This is a genomic window from Pseudarthrobacter sp. BIM B-2242 (genome assembly GCF_014764445.1).
Lineage (GTDB): Bacteria > Actinomycetota > Actinomycetes > Actinomycetales > Micrococcaceae > Arthrobacter > Arthrobacter luteus_A.
In genome coordinates this window covers 445,888-462,750 of the sequence record NZ_CP061721.1, presented here as the reverse complement: position 1 = coordinate 462,750, position 16,863 = coordinate 445,888, and the positions used below count along the sequence as shown (strand labels likewise).

18 protein-coding genes and 3 tRNA genes are annotated in these 16,863 nt (G+C 65.2%); 6 read left to right on the top strand and 15 right to left on the bottom strand.

Annotated elements, in window-relative coordinates; genetic code table 11:
* Positions 1–37: 37 nt before the first annotated feature.
* Both IDT60_RS02260 and IDT60_RS02255 read right to left on the bottom strand, forming a co-directional pair.
* A complete protein-coding gene (locus tag IDT60_RS02260; RefSeq protein ID WP_370590715.1) occupies positions 38–691 on the bottom strand; it encodes an ankyrin repeat domain-containing protein in 654 nt (217 codons plus the stop codon).
* Positions 692–767: 76 nt separating this feature from the next.
* Positions 768–1,391 carry a heme-binding protein gene (locus IDT60_RS02255; RefSeq protein WP_191080726.1) on the bottom strand — a complete coding sequence of 208 codons (624 nt, stop codon included), beginning with the start codon at positions 1,389–1,391 and terminating at the stop codon, positions 768–770.
* 226 nt (positions 1,392–1,617) lie between these two features.
* On the opposite strand from IDT60_RS02255, the gene IDT60_RS02250 reads away from it, so the two are divergent.
* From IDT60_RS02250 to IDT60_RS02240, 3 genes are all read left to right on the top strand, one after another.
* The gene (locus tag IDT60_RS02250) at positions 1,618–2,868 is read left to right on the top strand and encodes a sensor histidine kinase (protein WP_191080725.1); all 1,251 of its coding nucleotides are present in this window, start codon (positions 1,618–1,620) and stop codon (positions 2,866–2,868) included.
* Positions 2,865–3,491, top strand: coding sequence for a response regulator transcription factor (locus IDT60_RS02245; RefSeq protein WP_191080724.1), 627 nt, complete (start codon positions 2,865–2,867; stop codon positions 3,489–3,491). The genes IDT60_RS02250 and IDT60_RS02245 overlap by 4 nt, the downstream gene beginning before the upstream one ends.
* A 224-nt stretch (positions 3,492–3,715) precedes the next feature.
* Complete coding sequence (locus IDT60_RS02240) at positions 3,716–3,919, top strand: cold-shock protein (RefSeq protein ID WP_013599688.1); 204 nt, start codon at positions 3,716–3,718, stop codon at positions 3,917–3,919.
* A gap of 98 nt (positions 3,920–4,017) precedes the next feature.
* On the opposite strand, the gene IDT60_RS02235 is transcribed toward IDT60_RS02240, so the two are convergent.
* On the bottom strand, positions 4,018–5,151 hold the full coding sequence (locus tag IDT60_RS02235; protein ID WP_191081789.1) for an acyl-CoA dehydrogenase family protein: 1,134 nt from the start codon (positions 5,149–5,151) through the stop codon (positions 4,018–4,020).
* A 175-nt stretch (positions 5,152–5,326) separates the two neighbouring features.
* Between IDT60_RS02235 and IDT60_RS02230 the strand changes: the two genes are divergently transcribed.
* From IDT60_RS02230 to IDT60_RS02220, 3 genes are all read left to right on the top strand, one after another.
* Positions 5,327–7,120 carry an AMP-binding protein gene (locus tag IDT60_RS02230; RefSeq protein ID WP_191081788.1) on the top strand — a complete coding sequence of 598 codons (1,794 nt, stop codon included), beginning with the start codon at positions 5,327–5,329 and terminating at the stop codon, positions 7,118–7,120.
* Between the two features lie 80 nt (positions 7,121–7,200).
* Positions 7,201–8,007: an exodeoxyribonuclease III gene (locus IDT60_RS02225; RefSeq protein ID WP_164202640.1), complete on the top strand. Its 807-nt coding sequence runs from the start codon at positions 7,201–7,203 to the stop codon at positions 8,005–8,007.
* Positions 8,008–8,041: 34 nt separating this feature from the next.
* Positions 8,042–8,968: a hypothetical protein gene (locus IDT60_RS02220; protein ID WP_191080723.1), complete on the top strand. Its 927-nt coding sequence runs from the start codon at positions 8,042–8,044 to the stop codon at positions 8,966–8,968.
* Between the two features lie 55 nt (positions 8,969–9,023).
* Here the strand turns inward: IDT60_RS02220 and IDT60_RS02215 are convergent, their stop codons facing one another.
* The 12 genes from IDT60_RS02215 to IDT60_RS02160 all read right to left on the bottom strand — a co-directional run bounded on the left by IDT60_RS02215 (position 9,024) and on the right by IDT60_RS02160 (position 16,747).
* On the bottom strand, positions 9,024–10,076 hold the full coding sequence (locus IDT60_RS02215; protein WP_191080722.1) for a LacI family DNA-binding transcriptional regulator: 1,053 nt from the start codon (positions 10,074–10,076) through the stop codon (positions 9,024–9,026).
* A 141-nt stretch (positions 10,077–10,217) separates the two neighbouring features.
* Complete coding sequence (locus tag IDT60_RS02210; protein WP_191080721.1) at positions 10,218–11,195, bottom strand: carbohydrate ABC transporter permease; 978 nt, start codon at positions 11,193–11,195, stop codon at positions 10,218–10,220.
* Complete coding sequence (locus IDT60_RS02205) at positions 11,192–12,157, bottom strand: carbohydrate ABC transporter permease (RefSeq protein ID WP_164202648.1); 966 nt, start codon at positions 12,155–12,157, stop codon at positions 11,192–11,194. The genes IDT60_RS02210 and IDT60_RS02205 overlap by 4 nt, the downstream gene beginning before the upstream one ends.
* A 93-nt stretch (positions 12,158–12,250) precedes the next feature.
* A complete protein-coding gene (locus IDT60_RS02200) occupies positions 12,251–13,594 on the bottom strand; it encodes an ABC transporter substrate-binding protein (RefSeq protein WP_191080720.1) in 1,344 nt (447 codons plus the stop codon).
* A 244-nt stretch (positions 13,595–13,838) separates the two neighbouring features.
* Positions 13,839–14,450, bottom strand: coding sequence for a hypothetical protein (locus IDT60_RS02195; RefSeq protein ID WP_164202652.1), 612 nt, complete (start codon positions 14,448–14,450; stop codon positions 13,839–13,841).
* Positions 14,447–15,097: a DUF6286 domain-containing protein gene (locus IDT60_RS02190; RefSeq protein ID WP_191080719.1), complete on the bottom strand. Its 651-nt coding sequence runs from the start codon at positions 15,095–15,097 to the stop codon at positions 14,447–14,449. The genes IDT60_RS02195 and IDT60_RS02190 overlap by 4 nt, the downstream gene beginning before the upstream one ends.
* On the bottom strand, positions 15,094–15,474 hold the full coding sequence (locus IDT60_RS02185; protein ID WP_191080718.1) for a hypothetical protein: 381 nt from the start codon (positions 15,472–15,474) through the stop codon (positions 15,094–15,096). The genes IDT60_RS02190 and IDT60_RS02185 overlap by 4 nt, the downstream gene beginning before the upstream one ends.
* A complete protein-coding gene (locus IDT60_RS02180; protein ID WP_164202658.1) occupies positions 15,471–15,662 on the bottom strand; it encodes a hypothetical protein in 192 nt (63 codons plus the stop codon). The genes IDT60_RS02185 and IDT60_RS02180 overlap by 4 nt, the downstream gene beginning before the upstream one ends.
* Complete coding sequence (locus IDT60_RS02175; protein WP_191080717.1) at positions 15,659–16,165, bottom strand: Asp23/Gls24 family envelope stress response protein; 507 nt, start codon at positions 16,163–16,165, stop codon at positions 15,659–15,661. The genes IDT60_RS02180 and IDT60_RS02175 overlap by 4 nt, the downstream gene beginning before the upstream one ends.
* Before the next feature lie 220 nt (positions 16,166–16,385).
* Positions 16,386–16,461, bottom strand: a tRNA-Phe gene (locus tag IDT60_RS02170).
* 48 nt (positions 16,462–16,509) lie between these two features.
* Positions 16,510–16,583, bottom strand: a tRNA-Asp gene (locus IDT60_RS02165).
* Positions 16,584–16,674: 91 nt separating this feature from the next.
* Positions 16,675–16,747 (bottom strand) — tRNA-Glu (locus tag IDT60_RS02160).
* Positions 16,748–16,863 lie beyond the last annotated feature (116 nt).

Sequence of the window (16,863 nt, the reverse complement as noted above, 5' to 3'; positions counted from 1 at the left end):
GGCCGTTACGGAGCAACCGATGAACCCACCACCTCGGCTAGCGGGCCCGGATCAGGTCGGCGATCTCCACAAAGCCCAGACGCTCGGCGTTCTCCAGTGCGGTCCGGCCCTCAGGATCGCGGATATCGGGGTCCGCGCCGGCGTCGAGGAGCAGCCGCACTACGTCCTGCTGCCTGGGCCCGCCGTTGTTGAGCAGGATGGCCTCCTGCATGGCGGTCCAGCCAAGGTTATTCACGTGGTTGACCGGTACACCGGCGGCCAGGAGGATGCGGACCGTCTCTCCGTGGCCGTGTTCGCTGGCCGGGATCAGCGCCGTACCGCCGTAGCGGTTGGTGCTGGCGACGTCAGCGCCGGCTGCCAGTGTCAGCTGGAGCACCTCGTTGAACCCCTCGGCTCCGGCGTAGAGGAACGCCGAGTCCTGAAGGGCGTCCTTCGCATTTACATTGCCGCCCCGGCCGATGAGCTCGCGCACCAGCGCCGCGTTGTTCGCTTTCGCTGCGGCGATCAGCTCCTGGTCCAGCTGTGCCCGGGCATCGGCGGACAGCGGCGGTGGCGGGTTGGAAGCGGGCGGAGCTGTCGGGGCAGGAGGCGGCGGTGCGGGGGCAGCGGGGGTGTCCAGAGCGGTGGACGGCGGCGGCTCCGCCCCCGGCGGCTCACCGGGGCCCGCCTGGCACGCTGTCAAGAACACCACAATGCCACCCGCCAGAGTAAGAATCGCCGCTTCCCGCGCTTGGCGCCATGGCCCGGACCACCTCATGCAGCCGAGCCTACTTGGCTGAGCCGGCGGCCGCTGCCGCGATTGCCTCGGCGCCGGCGTTGGCGCAGGCTTCGTCCAGGGTGCCGTCCGGCGCACCCCCCACTCCGATGCCCGCCACAGATACACCGTTGACCTTCAGCGGCACGCCGCCGGCCAGGAACAGGGTGCCGGGCAGGTCCGCGATCCCGGGCCCGGTGCCGTTGATGCGCTTGGCCAGCTCGGACGTTGGCGCGCCGAAGGCGGCCGCGGTATAGGCCTTCTGCTTTGCTGCCTCGATGGTGTGCTCGGCGGCGTTGTCTCCCCGCAGGAGGGCCTGGACCGTGCCGAACCTGTCTACAAGGGCCACCGTGACGAACGGCAGTTTGTCCGCCTGGCATTTGGCGAGGGCTGCCCGGACGGCGTCCGCGGATGCGCCCACGGTGATGCGGTTCTGCGTCACCACTGTTGCCGCTGCCTGCGGGATGTCGGCGGCGGGAACGACGCCGGGAACGACGCCGGATACTGCGGCCGGAGCGGGCACGGCAGCCTGCGCAGCACCTTGGCTGGTCCCGGCGTTGGCCGCGGCGGTGAGGCCTCCGGTCAGCAGCAAAGCTCCGGCGGCGGCAGCGGCGGCGATCTTGTTGGTCTTCTTCACGGGGCTCTCCTTGATTGTGGGTTTGGGTGGCGCGGCAGGACCGTCGTCCGGGTCCGGCTGCGGCCTCATCTCAATCCTGCCCAGCCCCCGCCGTGCCAGGCATCAGGCGTTCGGCCGTGGTCCGGTCACCCGAACGGCCAGCGGTATCAGCCAAAAGACTGAGAGACCAGGAACGGCGCGGGCAATAGCATGGGATGAGCATTCCCCTGACCCGAAGCCGGACCACATGCCCTCCCCAGAATCCCCACGTGAACCCCTGCCTGTTGAACCGGAGCTGCCTGCCGGACCTGCCCTGCCCAGCGCAGTCCAGGGCCGGTTCGAGGTGATCCAAACCGCCGTCCACGTGGGCTTCGCGGTTCTGCTCGTCGCGTCGGCTGTCCGCTACGCCATGCGGCACAGCCTTGAGGACAATGTTCTGGTCCTGGGGCTCGCGGGAGCAGTCTGCGCTCTGTACGCCGTGATCGCTGTCCTCGCCCGGCAGGGACGCCCCTGGGCAGTCTGGATGCTGGTCTTTGTGGCCGTCTGGGCAGTCCTGGTCATTGCGGCACCCAGCTTTGCATGGTGTTCGTTTGCGATCTTCTTCCTCTGCCGGACGGCTTTCACGGGTGCTGTGGGATACGTGGCGGCAGGTGCGACGGCTGCCGCCACGGCAGCGGGGCTGATTCGCCTCAGCGGTTGGACAGACCTCGCGATGCTGCTGGGGCCGCTCGCCGTCGGCATAATGCTGACGCTGATCTATGACCGGCTCGAGCATGACGCGGCCGAAGAGCGGCGGCTTCATGCCGAGGTATCGCTGGCACAGGGACAGTTGGCGGCCAGCGAGCGCCGGGCGGGAACCATCGCCGAACGCGAGCGGGTGTCGCGAGAAATCCACGACACTGTGACGCAGGGCCTGGCCAGCAGCCTGCTGCTCCTGGAAGCAGCGGACCGGTCCTGGCCCGGCCCGGGTTCCCGCCGGGAGCTTAACCAGGCCACCGAACTGCTGAGGCGGAACCTTTCCGAGACCCGCAGCCTGGTGCACGAGCTCGCTTCCCCAAAGCTTGACACGTCGCCGCTGCCCGAAGCCCTGCACCTGGCCGCCGCGCAGTACGTCCCGCACATGCAGCTCCAGGTCACCGGCGAACCGCGCCCGGTGCCGGCAGAAGTCCGGCACACCCTGCTGCGGGTGGTCCAAAGCGCGGCAGCGAACATCCAGCAGCACGCAGGCGTCGCCACCACCACCCTGACGCTGGGTTTCCTTCCGGACTCCGTCACCCTGGACATCTACGACGACGGCAGCGGGTTTGACCCGTCGGCGGCAGCACCGCCGTCGGACGCCGGAGGCTACGGGCTGCGGGCCATGCGCCAGCGGGTGGAGCAGTTGGGCGGAGTATTCTCGGTGGAAAGTACCCCCGGTGAAGGGACCATTGTGGCCGCACAAGTGCCGGCCGTGCAGCCCGGGCCGCCCCTGCCCCGGACAACCCGGGCCGACGCATGACCGGTATCACCGTCCTGCTCGTGGACGATCATCTGGTGGTCCGAAGCGGGCTGCGGGCACTTCTGGGCACCCAGCCGGACCTCGAGGTGGTGGCTGAAGCCGCCTCCGGCGAGGAAGCCCTGGACCTCGTGGAACACCTCGCGCCCGCCGTGGTGGTGATGGATCTGGCCATGGGCGCCGGAATGGACGGGATCGAGGCCATCCGGCTGCTGCGGCAACGCAACAGCCGGCAGGCCATCCTGGTTTTCACCACCTACGATTCGGACGCTGACATCGTCCGTGCGGTGGACGCCGGCGCCATGGGCTACCTCCTCAAAGACGCAACTCCGGACGAAATCTTCGCGGCAATCCGGGGCGCTGTCCAGGGCCGAAGCGTGATGAGCGCCCCCGTAGCCTCCCGGCTCTTCCAGCAGCTCCGCAACCCCGACGAAGTCCTGACACCCCGGGAAGCGGAACTGCTGAGCCTCCTGACCGAAGGGCTCAGCAACCGCGAGCTGGGCCAAAGGCTGTTCATCTCCGAAGCCACGGTCAAGACCCATCTGGCGCATATCTACGCCAAGCTCGGCGTAGAGACCCGCGCCGCGGCCATCGCAACGGCCATCCGCCGGGAGGGCATGCGCTAGCCGGCAGTCACGGCCAGGACAGTCCGGAGGCCGGCTTATGGCTGATTTCGGCGGTCCGCAACGGCCCGTCATGCAGAGACTATTCAATAACAGGAGTGACAGTTGATGACCGCAGCTATTGCACGGCCACCGCGCACCCCCTAGGTTTGAGAGAGCGGACCACAGTCTCCGCATCTGCCTGCCGTCCGAGCAGGACCAGAAAAGGGTTACAAAGGAAGTTAGCAATGGCAACAGGCACAGTTAAATGGTTCAACGCTGAAAAGGGCTTTGGCTTCATCGCTCCGGACGACGGATCCGCCGATGTTTTCGCGCACTACTCCGCAATCGCCAGCAGCGGCTACCGCTCGCTGGATGAGAACCAGAAAGTCGAATTCGATGTGACCCAAGGTCCCAAGGGCCCGCAGGCAGAGAACATTCGCCCGCTGTAAGGTTCTGATCAACTGCCCTGACCGTGCTTCCCAGCATGGCCAGGGCAGTTTTTTGTTGCGCGAAATCCAAGGCTGCGTGTTGCCAGAACGAAACGCCGTCAGACGAATGCCGATTTGCCAGTTACCGCCCGGCCCACAATAAGCGAATTGATTTCATAGCTGCCTTCGTAGGTGTAAAGGATTTCGGCGTCGCCAAACAGCTTTCCCATTTCATAGTCCGCGCTGATGCCGTTGCCGCCCAGCAGTGATCTGCCCATGGCCACCGAGGAGCGTGCCAGGCGGGTGCACGTGGACTTGGCCATGGCGGCCTGGGCCATTTCCAGTTTGCCGTCCGTCTGGATCCGGGCCAGCTGGGCCATCAGCGCCAGTGAGGCCGACGCATTGCCCAGGATCTCCGCCAGCTGCTGCTGGACCAGCTGGAATCGCGCCAGTTCCTTGCCGAACTGCCGCCGTTCCAGGGCGTAGGCACGGGCGATGTCGAACGCGGCCAGCTGGATGCCGGCGCCCTGCCAGCCCACCCATGCCCGGGAATCCCGCAGAAGGTCGTTGGCCTTGGTGAAGTCCGTGGCGCCCGGCAGCAGGTTTGACGCCGGGATCCTGACGTTGTCCAGCACGATGTCGGCGTTCTGCATGATCCGCAGGCCGATCTTGTTCGCAATCTTCGTTGCTACGTAGCCCAGACGGTCGGTCTCCACAATGAAGCCCTTGATCTGGCCGTCCGCCTGGTCGCGGGCCCACACCAGGGCAAAGTCCGCAATGGTGCCCGCACCGATCCAGCGCTTTGCGCCGTTGATCACCCACTCGCCGCCCTCCAGCCGCGCGGAGGTCTCCAGTCCGCCGGCAATGTCCGAGCCGTGCTCCGGCTCTGTCAGGGCGAACGCCCCCAGCTGGGTGAACGTGGCAAGGCCCGGCAGCCACCGCTGCTGCTGTTCCTCGGATCCCAGCGAGTCGATCATGCCCACGATCAGTTCGTTATGGATCCCCACGAGGGCAGACAGCGAAACGTCCGCCCGGGCCACTTCAACGTACATCAGGCCTTTGAAGAGCTTGGAGGTGCCATCGGTCTGCAATGTCCCCAGCCCCCGCTTGCCCATCTCGGCCAGCAGGCCGAAGGGAAATTCCTCGCGGTTCCAGTAATCAATGGAAGCAGCCCGGACCGTGGCCTGAAGGAAAGCGCGGATGTCCAGGTACCGCTCCCGCTCGGCGGCCGGGAGGAGGTCCACGACGTACATCAGGTCGGCTTCGGGGAATGGCGGCGGGCCTGTTACATCACGGCCGGCCTCACTGTCACGTCCTTGTGGCTGCACGGGTCTGCGTCCCTTCGGTCTTCCAAACTCTTGGATGTCCTAGTATATTGCACAGGGTTGGATATCAGTGATCAGCATCACGTGGCGAAAGGTCTCCCCGTTGTCAGTGACCGATGATTTCCGCGAAGCACGGGACCACCTGCTGGCCCTCCGTTCCGACTACCACCGGGCCCGGCGGGAGTTCGCATGGCCCCGGTTTTCGGAGTTCAACTTCGCCCTCGACTGGTTCGACCAGATCGCCGCCGACCCGGCCAAAGCCAACAACCCGGCCCTGGTGATCGTGGAACAGGACGGCTCGGCCACCCGCAGGACCTTCGCTGACCTCGCCTCCCGCTCCAACCAGGCCGCCAACTGGCTGCAAAGCCAGGGTGTTCGCCGCGGCGACCGCATGATCGTGATGCTGGGCAACCAGGTGGAGCTCTGGGAACTGATGCTCGCCGGCATCAAACTCGGAATCGTCCTGATCCCCACCACCACCCTGATGGGCCCCGATGACCTGGCTGAACGGGTGGAGCGCGGCGAGGCGGGCTGGGCCGCCGTCGGGCATTCGAACCTCGGCAAGTTTGCCCGCGTTCCCGGCAACTACCGCCTCATTGATGTCGGCGGCCGCGGCGCTGCCAGCACCCCTGCGGCCTCCGCACCCGACGTCACCGCCACAGCCCTGCAGTACGCGGATTCGGCGACGGCGCCGGACACCTTCACACCCGGCGCGCCCACCCGGGCGGACGAGACGCTCCTCCTGTACTTCACGTCCGGAACCACGTCCCAGGCCAAGCTGGTGGAGCACACGCACACGTCCTACCCGGTGGGTCACCTGTCCACGATGTACTGGATCGGGCTGGAACCTGGCGACGTGCACCTGAACGTGGCCTCGCCGGGCTGGGGCAAGCACGCGTGGTCCAATTTCTTTGCCCCCTGGATCGCAGAGGCGTGCGTCTTTGTCTACAACTATGAACGCTTCGACGCCCGCGCCCTGATGGAGCAGATGGACCGCGAGTCGGTCACCAGTTTCTGTGCCCCGCCCACGGTCTGGCGGATGCTGATCCAGGCGGACCTGAAGCTGCTGAAGACTCCGCCCACCAAAGTGGTCTCCGCCGGTGAGCCCCTGAACGCCGAGGTGATAGACCAGGTCAAGCGTGCCTGGGGACAGACCATCCGTGACGGCTTCGGCCAGACCGAGAGCACGGTCCAGGTGGCCAACACACCGGGCCAGCCGGTCACGGTGGGCGCCATGGGGCAGCCCCTTCCGGGCTACGACGTGGTGCTGGTGGATCCGAACTCAGGGGAGGAAGCGGACGACGGCGAGCTGTGCCTGCGCCTGGACCAGCGGCCCGTGGGGCTGATGAAGTCCTACTACGGGGACGCAGCGAAGACCGCGGAGGCGTTCCGGGACGGTTTTTACCACACGGGCGACATGGCCCGGCGGGACAAGCACGGAATCATCACCTACGTGGGCCGGGATGACGACGTCTTCAAATCATCGGACTACCGGCTCTCGCCCTTCGAACTGGAAAGCGTGCTCCTGAAGCACCCCGCGGTGGCCGAGGCTGCCGTGGTGCCGTCGCCGGATGCGCTTAAACTTTCCCTCCCCAAGGCCTACGTGGTCCTGGTGGCCGGGCTGGAGCCGGGGCCGGAGCTGGCCGAGGACATCCTGCGGTACTGCCGTGAACACCTGGCGCCCTTCAAGCGCATCCGCAGGCTCGAATTCGGGGCACTGCCCAAGACCATCTCGGGCAAGATCCGCCGCGTGGAGCTGCGCCAGCGGGAGGAAGCCAGGCACGGCTCAGGCACCGACGCAGCGGCGGGGAAGGCAGCCGGGAAGACGGCGGGAGAGGCGGCGGGCGGCTTTGGAATCGAGTACTCCGACGCTGATTTTCCCGGGCTGAAAGGCTGAAGGCTCCCCCGGCGGACTGTGAGCGAAGCGCCATCCCGGGGCTTTCCCCGCATCGGCGCCGCCAAGGTAAGTTAGGGACTGTGAAGATTGCTACCTGGAATGTGAACTCCCTCCGTGCCCGCGCCGACCGTGTTGAGGCCTGGCTGCAACGCAGTGACTGCGATGTCCTGGCGATCCAGGAGACCAAGTGCAAGGACGAGAATTTCCCGTGGGAGCTGTTTGAACGCATGGGCTACGAGGTGGCCCACTTCGGCGTCAGCCAGTGGAACGGCGTGGCTATCGCTTCGCGGGTAGGCCTGGAAGACGTGGAGCGCACGTTCCTGGACCAGCCCCCGTTCGGCAAGGAAGGCAAGGACCCCGTGCAGGAGGCCCGCGCCATGGCTGCCACGTGTGGGGGCGTCCGGATCTGGAGCCTGTACGTGCCTAACGGCAGGTCCCTCGACGACGAACACATGCCGTACAAAATCAAGTGGCTTGAATCCCTAAAGACCCACGCCCAGAGCCTGGTCAGTGCCGATCCGAACGCCCAGGTGGCCCTCATGGGCGACTGGAACATCGCACCCTTCGACGACGACGTCTGGGACATCGACCTTTTCGTCAATAACAGGTTCACCCACGTCAGCCCGCCCGAACGCGCTGCGTTCCACGCGTTTGAAGAGGCCGGATTCAAGGACCTGGCCCGCGAGTACACCCCCGGGCCCGGCGTCTACACCTACTGGGACTACACGCAGCTGCGCTTCCCCAAGAAGGAGGGCATGCGGATCGACTTTGTCCTGGGCTCCCCCGCCCTGGCCGCCCGGGTCACCGGCGCGTCCATTGACCGCGAGGAGCGCAAGGGCAAGGGCGCTTCGGACCACGCACCGGTTTTGGTGGAGCTGGCCGACTGATGGCTGCTGCCGGGGCCCTGGAAGGGAGACTGTCATGACGGGAAACCTCTACCGGGGCCAGGCCGGCCTGCCATTCTCCTCCACGCTCCGGGTCTACGAGCCGCTGGAAGCCTTCCCCGAAGGGCAGCGGGAAGCCATTCGGGCAGCCGGTGCACGCACGGCGTCCCGGGCCGCCGTCGAGAATGCTGAGCTGCTGGCCTCGCTGGGCCGGATCACCCGCCCCGGCGGGGACCCCTTCCCCACCGGGCGGACGGATCTGGTCCGGGTCACCACCGCGCCCGGCGTACCGCCCCGCCGGAGCCCGAAAACAGGGGCGCCCGACGCCGATGCTGCCGCCGGCACCGGCGACGAAGCGGCAGCCGATCGCGTCCTGCTGTACTGTCCCAGCCAGCTGGTCCTGCGCGCCGGGCTCGCCGCCAACGCGCTGATGGAAGGCATCCACGGCCCCCTGGCTGAACTGCTGATTCCCGAGGAGCAGCGCGACAAACACCAGGAGCGGATCGACCAGGTCAAGGCCCGCGACGGCAGTATCCGGGTCCACACCCGCGCCTCCACGTGGGGCATTCCGTTTAGCTGGTTCTCGCTTTTTGCCGAGGGCGATCACAAGGACGTGGTGGAGGCCGGCGGCCGGATCCTTACCGTCAGGGTGTGGGCCCCCATCACCGATGCCATGGAACGGGCACGCTACGCCGTGGCAAACCTGGCCCTCGCCGCCCCGGATCTTGACATGCTGGATGACCTGGCGCAGCTGACGGAGTGGCTGGAGATGTTCCACGTCAATTCCATGGTGGAACTCGACTATGGCGCGGTCGCGGACAAGGTGTACCCGGACGAGTCGCCCATGGACATCCGGCTCGGCATCGAATGCCTGGCCGAGGGCGACATGACGGGTGCGGCGGCTGCCTACCGCCGGCTGGCCTCCCGCTGGATTCCCATCCGGCAGCTCGCCCGCGCGTCCTGACCGCAGCGTTCCCAAACCCGGCACTCTCTGTCCCCTGCGCCGGCGGCGCGCTGCCTCAGGAAGGAGGCGGCGCCGTCGTGCTCCTGACAATAAGCTGGTGGGGCGCGACGGCGGAGCGCACCGCCCCGGGAATGCCGCTCAGTTCGTCAAGGAGCATCTTGGTGGCGAGTTCGGCTTGTTCGTCGGGCCGCTGGCCCACGGTGGTCAGGCCCATCGGGCCGGCGAAATCGTGATCGTCGATCCCCACCACGGAGAGGTCCCCGGGCACGCGGACCCCCGCCCGGGCGGCTTCGAAAATCACGCCCATGGCCATTTCGTCCGAGGCGCAGAAGATGGCGGTGGGCTTGAGTCCGGGCCGCGCCCACAGCCGCCGGAAGGCTTCCTGGCCGCTGCGGACCGTGAAGTCGCCCCACTCATCCCACTCGGGGCGGATGGGTAATTGTGCGGCGGCCATGACCTCCTTGAACGCCAGGATCCGGACCCGGGGAACGTCAAAGTTGAGGTCCGTTTCGTCGTCGCCATGCAGGAGCGCAATGTCCCGGTGGCCGAGGTCGATCAGGTGCCGGACGGCCGTAGAGGAGGCCGCGTAGTCGTCGATCCCGATGTAAGCGCATTCCTCGACATGGCCGCCCACCACGATCAGCGGGATGTCGATCTTCTGCAGGTGTTCCAACTCGTCGTGGGTCAGGGCCATACACAGGACCAGCAGGGCATCTATCTGCTTATAGACCATGGTCTTGCTGAAGAGCCGTTCCCGGTTGCTGCCGTGCCCGCCCAGGTTGAAGAGGGAGAGGTTGTACTGGCGGGCGTGAAGTTCGCGGTCCGCGCCCTCGATGGCCTTGGAGAAGAACCAGCGGCTCACGAACGGCGCCAGCACACCGATGGTCCTGGTGCGGCCGGTGGCAAGTCCGGAGGCTGAGGAGGACGCCACGTAGCCCAGGGCACTGGCCACCTCCAGGATCTTTTCGCGCGTGGCAGGTGAGACCCGGGGCAACCCGCGCACGGCCCGGGACACGGTGGCTGTGGACACTCCGGCGGCCGCTGCCACATCCTCGATGCTGACCCCGCTGTGGCCGCCGCGTTGCGACCTTTCCGTACTGCGTGCCACAGTTTTCCCCTCATGGGCTCGTGCAGACTATGCAGTTCCCTGCGCTTACCCCCACGACATGATATTTGGCGGGTTCCTCTGGTTCATAGTGTTACCGGACCAGTGTGGCCGGCACAGTTCCCTGCGCCGGCCACGGTGCTCTTAGCCCTTCAGTCCGCCCGCGAGCAGACCACGGACGAAGTAGCGCTGGAGGGCAAAGAAGACCACCAGCGGCGCAATGATTGAAACGAAGGCTGCTGCGGGGTTCAGGTAATCCCTGCTGCCACGGGTACCGGAGATCTCGGCGAGCCGCTGGGTGATCGGAGCAACGTCCGCCGTGCCGCCGGAGAACACCAGCGCCACCAGCAGGTCATTCCACACCCACAGGAACTGGAAGATGGCGAGCGAGGCCAGGGCGGGCACGGACAGCGGCAGGATGATCCGCCAGAAAATGGTGGTGTGGCCGGCACCGTCCACCTTGGCCGCCTCAATCACTTCACCCGGGATTTCCGAGATGAAGTTGTGGAGGAGGAAGATGCCCAGGGGAAGCCCGAACATGGTGTGGGCAATCCAGAGTTGGGCGTAGGACCCCGGCGGGATCTGGAGCACCTGCGTGAACAGCGTCAGCAGCGGGATCAGCGCCATCTGCAGGGGGATGATCTGCAGGGCGAAGACGAAGATGAACGCCGCCTCCCTGCCCTTGAAATTTCCCCAGGCAAAGATGTAAGCCGCCATGGAGGCAAGCACCAGCACAAAGACGGTTACCGGGATGACGATCGCCACGGAGTTGGCGAAGTACTGGGAAAGGTTGGCGGACTGCGATCCGGCAGCGGCCGTGACGTCAATGTAGTTCTTGAACGTAAAGTCCCAGTCGGTGAAGAAGTTCCACCAGCCGTCCGAGCGCGGTCCCACTTGTTTGGCCGCCGGGCGGAAGGAGGACACCAGGAGCCCGAATGTGGGCACCGTCCAGATTGTTGCGATGATCACGGCGGCCGCGGTGGCCCATCGTGATGTCAGCTTGGTTTTGACGCGCCGCATGATCGGCGCCGAATCCTCCGGCGAAACGGGACGGCCCTTGCTGGGGCGCGTCTGTGTCCGGGACGTGTTGGCGGCCTCATCCGGCGCTGGCATGACGGTCATCGGATTTCCCTTTGCTGACGGAGTACGCGGGCGTTGTAGACCACGATGGGCAGGACGAGGAGGAAGAGAACCAGGGCGAGCGCTGCGCCCCTGCCCGGTTCGCCGGCACGGAAGGCCTGGGTATACATCTCATTTGCCACAACAGAGGTTTCGTAGTTTCCCGCCGTCATGGTGCGGACAATGTCGAAGACCTTCAGGGTGGCGATGGTGATGGTGGTCAGCACCACCACCAGTGCGCCGCGGATTCCGGGAATGGTGACGTTCCGGAACTGCTGCCACGGGTTGGCGCCGTCGAGGCGGGCAGCCTCCACCAGCTCCATGGGGACGCCCTTGATGGCTGCGGAGAGGATCACCATGGCGAAGCCGGTTTGAATCCACACCATCACAATGATGAGGAAGATGGTGTTCTCGGGAGCATCGAGAAGGAACTGTTTGGGGTCCATGCCGAGGGCGACGCGGACTGCGTTGATAACGCCGGTCTGTTCGATGGCGGGACCGCGGTAGTCGTAGACCAGCTTCCAGATGATGCCGGCACCCACGAAGGAGATGGCCATGGGCATAAACACCAGCGCTTTGAGGGCCTTCTCACCGCGGGCCTTATCAATGAAGACCGCGTAGGCCAGGCCAAAACCGGTGGACAGCAGTGGCACCAGGATTGTCCAAATAACCGTATTGCGGAGGGTAACCAGCGCTTCGGGCTGGGTGAACATCCAGACGAAGTTATCCACGCCGTTTGGCTGGCCTGAAGCATTCGTGAATGCCAAAAACGACGTCTGTACGGCCGGGTATACGAGGCCTACCAACATCAGGATTGCCGCCGGCGCCAGGAAGCCAACGATCGTTACTTTGTCTTTGACTGATTTGGGAGCCCTGTCCACAATCAGCATGATGAGCCCAATCAGTGCGGCAAAAACCGCTAGAGCTATTGCAACTTGAAGAAACTTTCCTCCAAGAAATTCCATTGCCCAACCTCCGAGGTGTGCGTGGATCAGATAGTGCGGAATCGACACCGCGCCCTTGGGACTGGAAGTCCCAAGGGCGCGGTGTGAAGGAGGTCAGCCCTTCGGCCAGCTGCTTTCGACGCTGTCGGCCACCTGCTGGGCCGGTGCGCCGTTGATCCATGCAACGATGCCCTTCCAGAAGGAGTTGGAGCCTACGGCGCCCGGCATCAGGTCAGAGCCGTCGAAGCGGAAGACCGTGTCCGGATCCTGCAGGAGGGCGATGGACTGCTTGTCGAGTTCCGTCTGCGCACTCGCGGGGTCCAGTCCCTTGTTGGCACTGATGACGCCGCCGAGCTTGACCCGGTTGTTGGCGAATTCTGCGCTGGCCAGGTAGGCCTGGAAGGCCTGGGCCTCGGGGGTGTCCTTGTAAGCGCCCACCATCTCGCCGCCGCCGGTGATGGCCTGGCCCTTGCTGGCGTCCGTGGGGGGCGTCATGAAAGCCCACACGTCACCGTCAGGAGCCACAACCGTGCCTTCCGGCCAGTTGGCGGCCTGGAAGTTGGCCTGGTGGTGCATGGCGCACTGCCCATCGAGGACGGGCTGGCCCGCCTGTGCGAAGCCGGTGCTCAGGATTGACCGTACGTCGCCGAAACCGCCGTTGACGTACTTGTCGTTCAGGAGGATCTCGCCGGTCTTATTCATGGCATCCACGATCTTGGGATCGTTGAAGGGGATCTCGTGGCTGACCCACTGGTCATAGACCTCGGGGCCCTGGACGCGGAGGACAACATCTTCCACCCAGTCCGTGCCCGGCCAGCCGGTGGCCTCGCCGGATTCGAAGCCTGCACACCAGGGCTTCATGGTGCCGTCGTCGGCGATTTTGTCGGACAGCGTCAACATTTCGTCCCAGGTCTTGGGAACTTCCCAGCCCTTGTCCTTGAACGTGTTCGGGGCGTACCAGACGTAGCCTTTGACGTTCGCGAGCATGGGAGCCGTGTAGAAAACACCGTCTACGGTGCCGTACTTCTTCCAGTCCGCGGACCAGTTCTTATCTACCAGGTCCGAGACGGCCTGCGGTGCGGGCTTCAGGTTGCCCGCCTTGGCCTGATCGGCCATCAGTCCCGGCTGGGGGAAGATGGCGATGTCCGGCGCGTTGCCTGCTTTGGCACGGACGCCGATCTGGGTCTCAAACTCTTTGCTGCCCTCGTACTTGATGGTGGCCCCGGTGCACTGCTCGAAAGGAGCAAACGCCGTTTCGAGGTTTGTGGCCTCGATGTCCACGATGGTGGAGTAGACCGAGACGGTCTTCCCTTCGTGCTTGCCATAGCTCTCGTACGGAGCGCAGTCGACGTCGCTGGTTTCCGCTCCACCTCCACCCCCCGAACTGCTGCACCCGGTCAGGGCCAGCGCCAAGGCTCCCGTAGCGGCTATCGGTAGCAGGTATTTGCGGTTTTTCATCAGCTGAGGACTCCTCGGTGAGTTACAGAAAAGGGTGCGATCCACGTTGTGGAACGGTGAGGCGTGGTATGAATCACAGACTAATTAAGGTCCCGGAAGAAATGCAAGCGTTTACACCGCGTCGTGTCCGAAAGGAGACATAACAATAAAAACGGCGGAGCGACGGCATGCGAAGGCGGCCCGGGCGCCGCAAAGCGCCTTCGGGAAGGATCCTGTTGGTAGCCGGGCGGCGGAGGTGACCGGGTTAACGGACGCGTTCGGCCCGGCTGAACCGCGTCCGCGCGCCGGCTCCGATGTGGATCAGGACCGGCGTCTGTTTCCCCACCACGGCGTCGAGGGCACCCACGAGGGCAGCGACTTCGGCCCCCAGGAGGTGCGGCGCGACTCCCTGGCGGGGCTGGAGCCTGATCTTAAGGGCCGGGTTGCCCTTGAACTCATATGTGGCCACGGTGGCGCCTGCCAGATCCGGCCGTTCTGCCAAGGCGTGCTTCAAAGCCTGTTCCGCGACTCCGCCGCTGATCCGGACATCTCCGGGCACGGCACCTGGATCGAATTCGGCCACCAGCACGTTGCTGCGGCCTTTGCCCTGCTGGGCGATCCAGGCAACCATCAGCCCGATCAGGATGGCCAGCACGATGGCAATAACAATCCAGAGCCAGCTTTCCGGGCGGCCGGGAAAACGGGTGCTGTTGAACGCCTGGTTCACCCGGCTCCAGGTTGCGCCTGACCACGCATGCCACCACGCGCCGACAGCGGGAACCGAGGCGAGCAAGAGTAACAGGACGCCCACAGCGAGCAGTTTGAGTCCGAGGAGTCCGATCAGGATGCGGTTAAGGAGCGACGGTGTGCTGGTCATGCGCCAATCACTCCTGCGGTGGATATGTTCACACGGACTTCGGGGACGGGATCCGGTGACATTTCCCGGAGTTCGTCCTGGACAGCCGCCAGCACCGCATTCTCAGCCACCGGCACGCCTGAGGTGGGACGGACGTTGACAAGGACCTGGCGCTGGGACACCACCACCATCACCTGCTCCGGGGTGACGTTGGCGGCAATCCGTGCGCTGCGTGCCAGGGCCGACGCGATGACCTCGTCATCCGCCACAATCGCTGCGGTGGAGGAACCGCTGCCCTTCAGCACATGCCGCGCGCGCTTACCCGGAAGCACGGCGTTGAGCAGGAAAAACAGGCCGATCATGGCTATCACGGCACCAGCGGCCCCGAGCAAGAGGGGCGGCACACCGGCCGGCAGGGCAACAATTCGTTCCGCTGCCAGTTGGGGTTCGATCAGCCACGCCGGCTGCCCAATGGCATGCACGGCTGCTTCGAGGAGCCCGTAGCCGGCCAGGCCCATCACCAGGACTGCGGCCACAACCGCCACCGCAGCACGCGAGGAATGCGTCTCCCGGTACAGCACACGGCGCATGTCCGGCTGCCTCCGAGCGGACGCTGGCCCGGACACCGTTGGGCCCGCCTGGTCCTCGCCCGCTAGCTTGTGACTCATAGGACCCTGCCTCCCTCGCTTGGCTTGACGCCGCTGATCCGAATGTCCACCCTGCTGAGACGTGCCCCGCTGAGGACAGTGACAGTGGACAGGATCCTGCTTTTGGCCTCCACTGTCCGGTCCCAAATGGACCCCCCGAAAGCGGCGACCTTGCCCGGATCCCGGAGCACCGCCGCCAGCGGCGGTATCCGGATAGGTGAGACGAGAGCCAAAGCAAGCAGCCCGTCGTCGTCCGCCCAGTCCGCCCGGACATCCTGGGCGTCCACTCCGAGGGCCTCGGCCGCCGCCGCCTTGGCAAGGCTGGTCAGGGCCTGCGTGCTGATGCGGTTATGCCCGCTCAGCACATGCGGCAGCCGGGAGGGCGCATCTGCAATCATGACGAGGAGCGCCGGCCAATGATGGCGTCCAGGACGCCGCGCAGGTCGAGTTTCCCTTCTGCAGCGCGGCCCAGGAGGGCGCCGATGGCCATAAAAAGGAGCGCAATCAGGAAGCCCCACAATCCGAACTGGAACGACATAAACGCCACGAACCCGCCTATGGCGATGCCCACAACGGTCAGGTTCACAGCAGTGCCTCCCTCTCGGTGCCCGCAGGAGCAGCCGACTTCGGCGGTGGCGCCACGTAGACATCAGTTATTTCGACATTTACCTCGATGACCTGCAGGCCCACGAGTTCCTCGACGGCGCGGTACACGGAGGCCCTGACCTGGTCAGCGAGGGAGTGGAGCGGTGTGCCGTACGAGGCTACAAGGCTGATATCCACGGCCACCTGGGTCTCGCCCACTTCGGCACGGACACCGGCAGCATGGTCTGAGCTGCCAACGGCGTCCCTGATGGCCCCCAGCGCCCGGGACGGAACGGAGCCGAGGGAATAGACCCCGGGAACAGCACGGGCAGCGATACCTGCGACTTTTGCCACAGCGGTCTCGGCGATCACCGTACGGCCATGCCCTGGCACCGGCGCCTGGCTGGCGGCAAGTTGGCCGGCGGCAAGCTGGCTGGCCGGCACCTGGCTTGTGGCGAGCTCGCGCTCGAGGCCCGCGCTGGGTTGTGGGTTCTGGTATTCCATCAGACACTTCCCCCTTCTGTTGTTCCCAAGACTATCCCCTGGCCGTGACAACGTGCAGGAATACCTTGGGGACACGGGAACGGCAGGGAGACACCCGTCGTCGCGCGTCCCGGAGTCCACGGCGCGTCCCCACCCCGATTGCGCGTCCGGGGAGAGCTCCGGGAAAGAGTTCCGGGTTAAAGAAGGAAAGCACCAGTTCCGAAGAACTGATGCTTCCCAGTGGTGGCTCCGACCGGCGTCGATCCGGTGACCTTTCGATTTTCAGTCGAACGCTCTACCAACTGAGCTACAGAGCCTAGGTGACATGTCACCATGACCGCCGAAATTGCTTCCGACAACCAGAGCGACCCTGACGGGACTTGAACCCGCGACCTCCGCCGTGACAGGGCGGCGCGCTAACCAACTGCGCTACAGGGCCTTGCTTTTCTTGCTTCGCAGTATGCCTACCGCGTTTTTTCAAGGCTTCCAGCTTACCAGACATTTTCTGCCTGCCAGACCAGTTCCTTGCGTACCCCCAACGGGATTCGAACCCGTGCCGCCGCCGTGAAAGGGCGGTGTCCTAGGCCGCTAGACGATGGGGGCCAGAACCCGTTCGGCACAAAAGAAAAGGCTTCGGGCCGATGCCTTCAGTCTTTGTCGTTTCGTGTTTCTCCGAACTGGACTCTAAAACTATAGGGCCTCGGAGGGAATAATCCAAA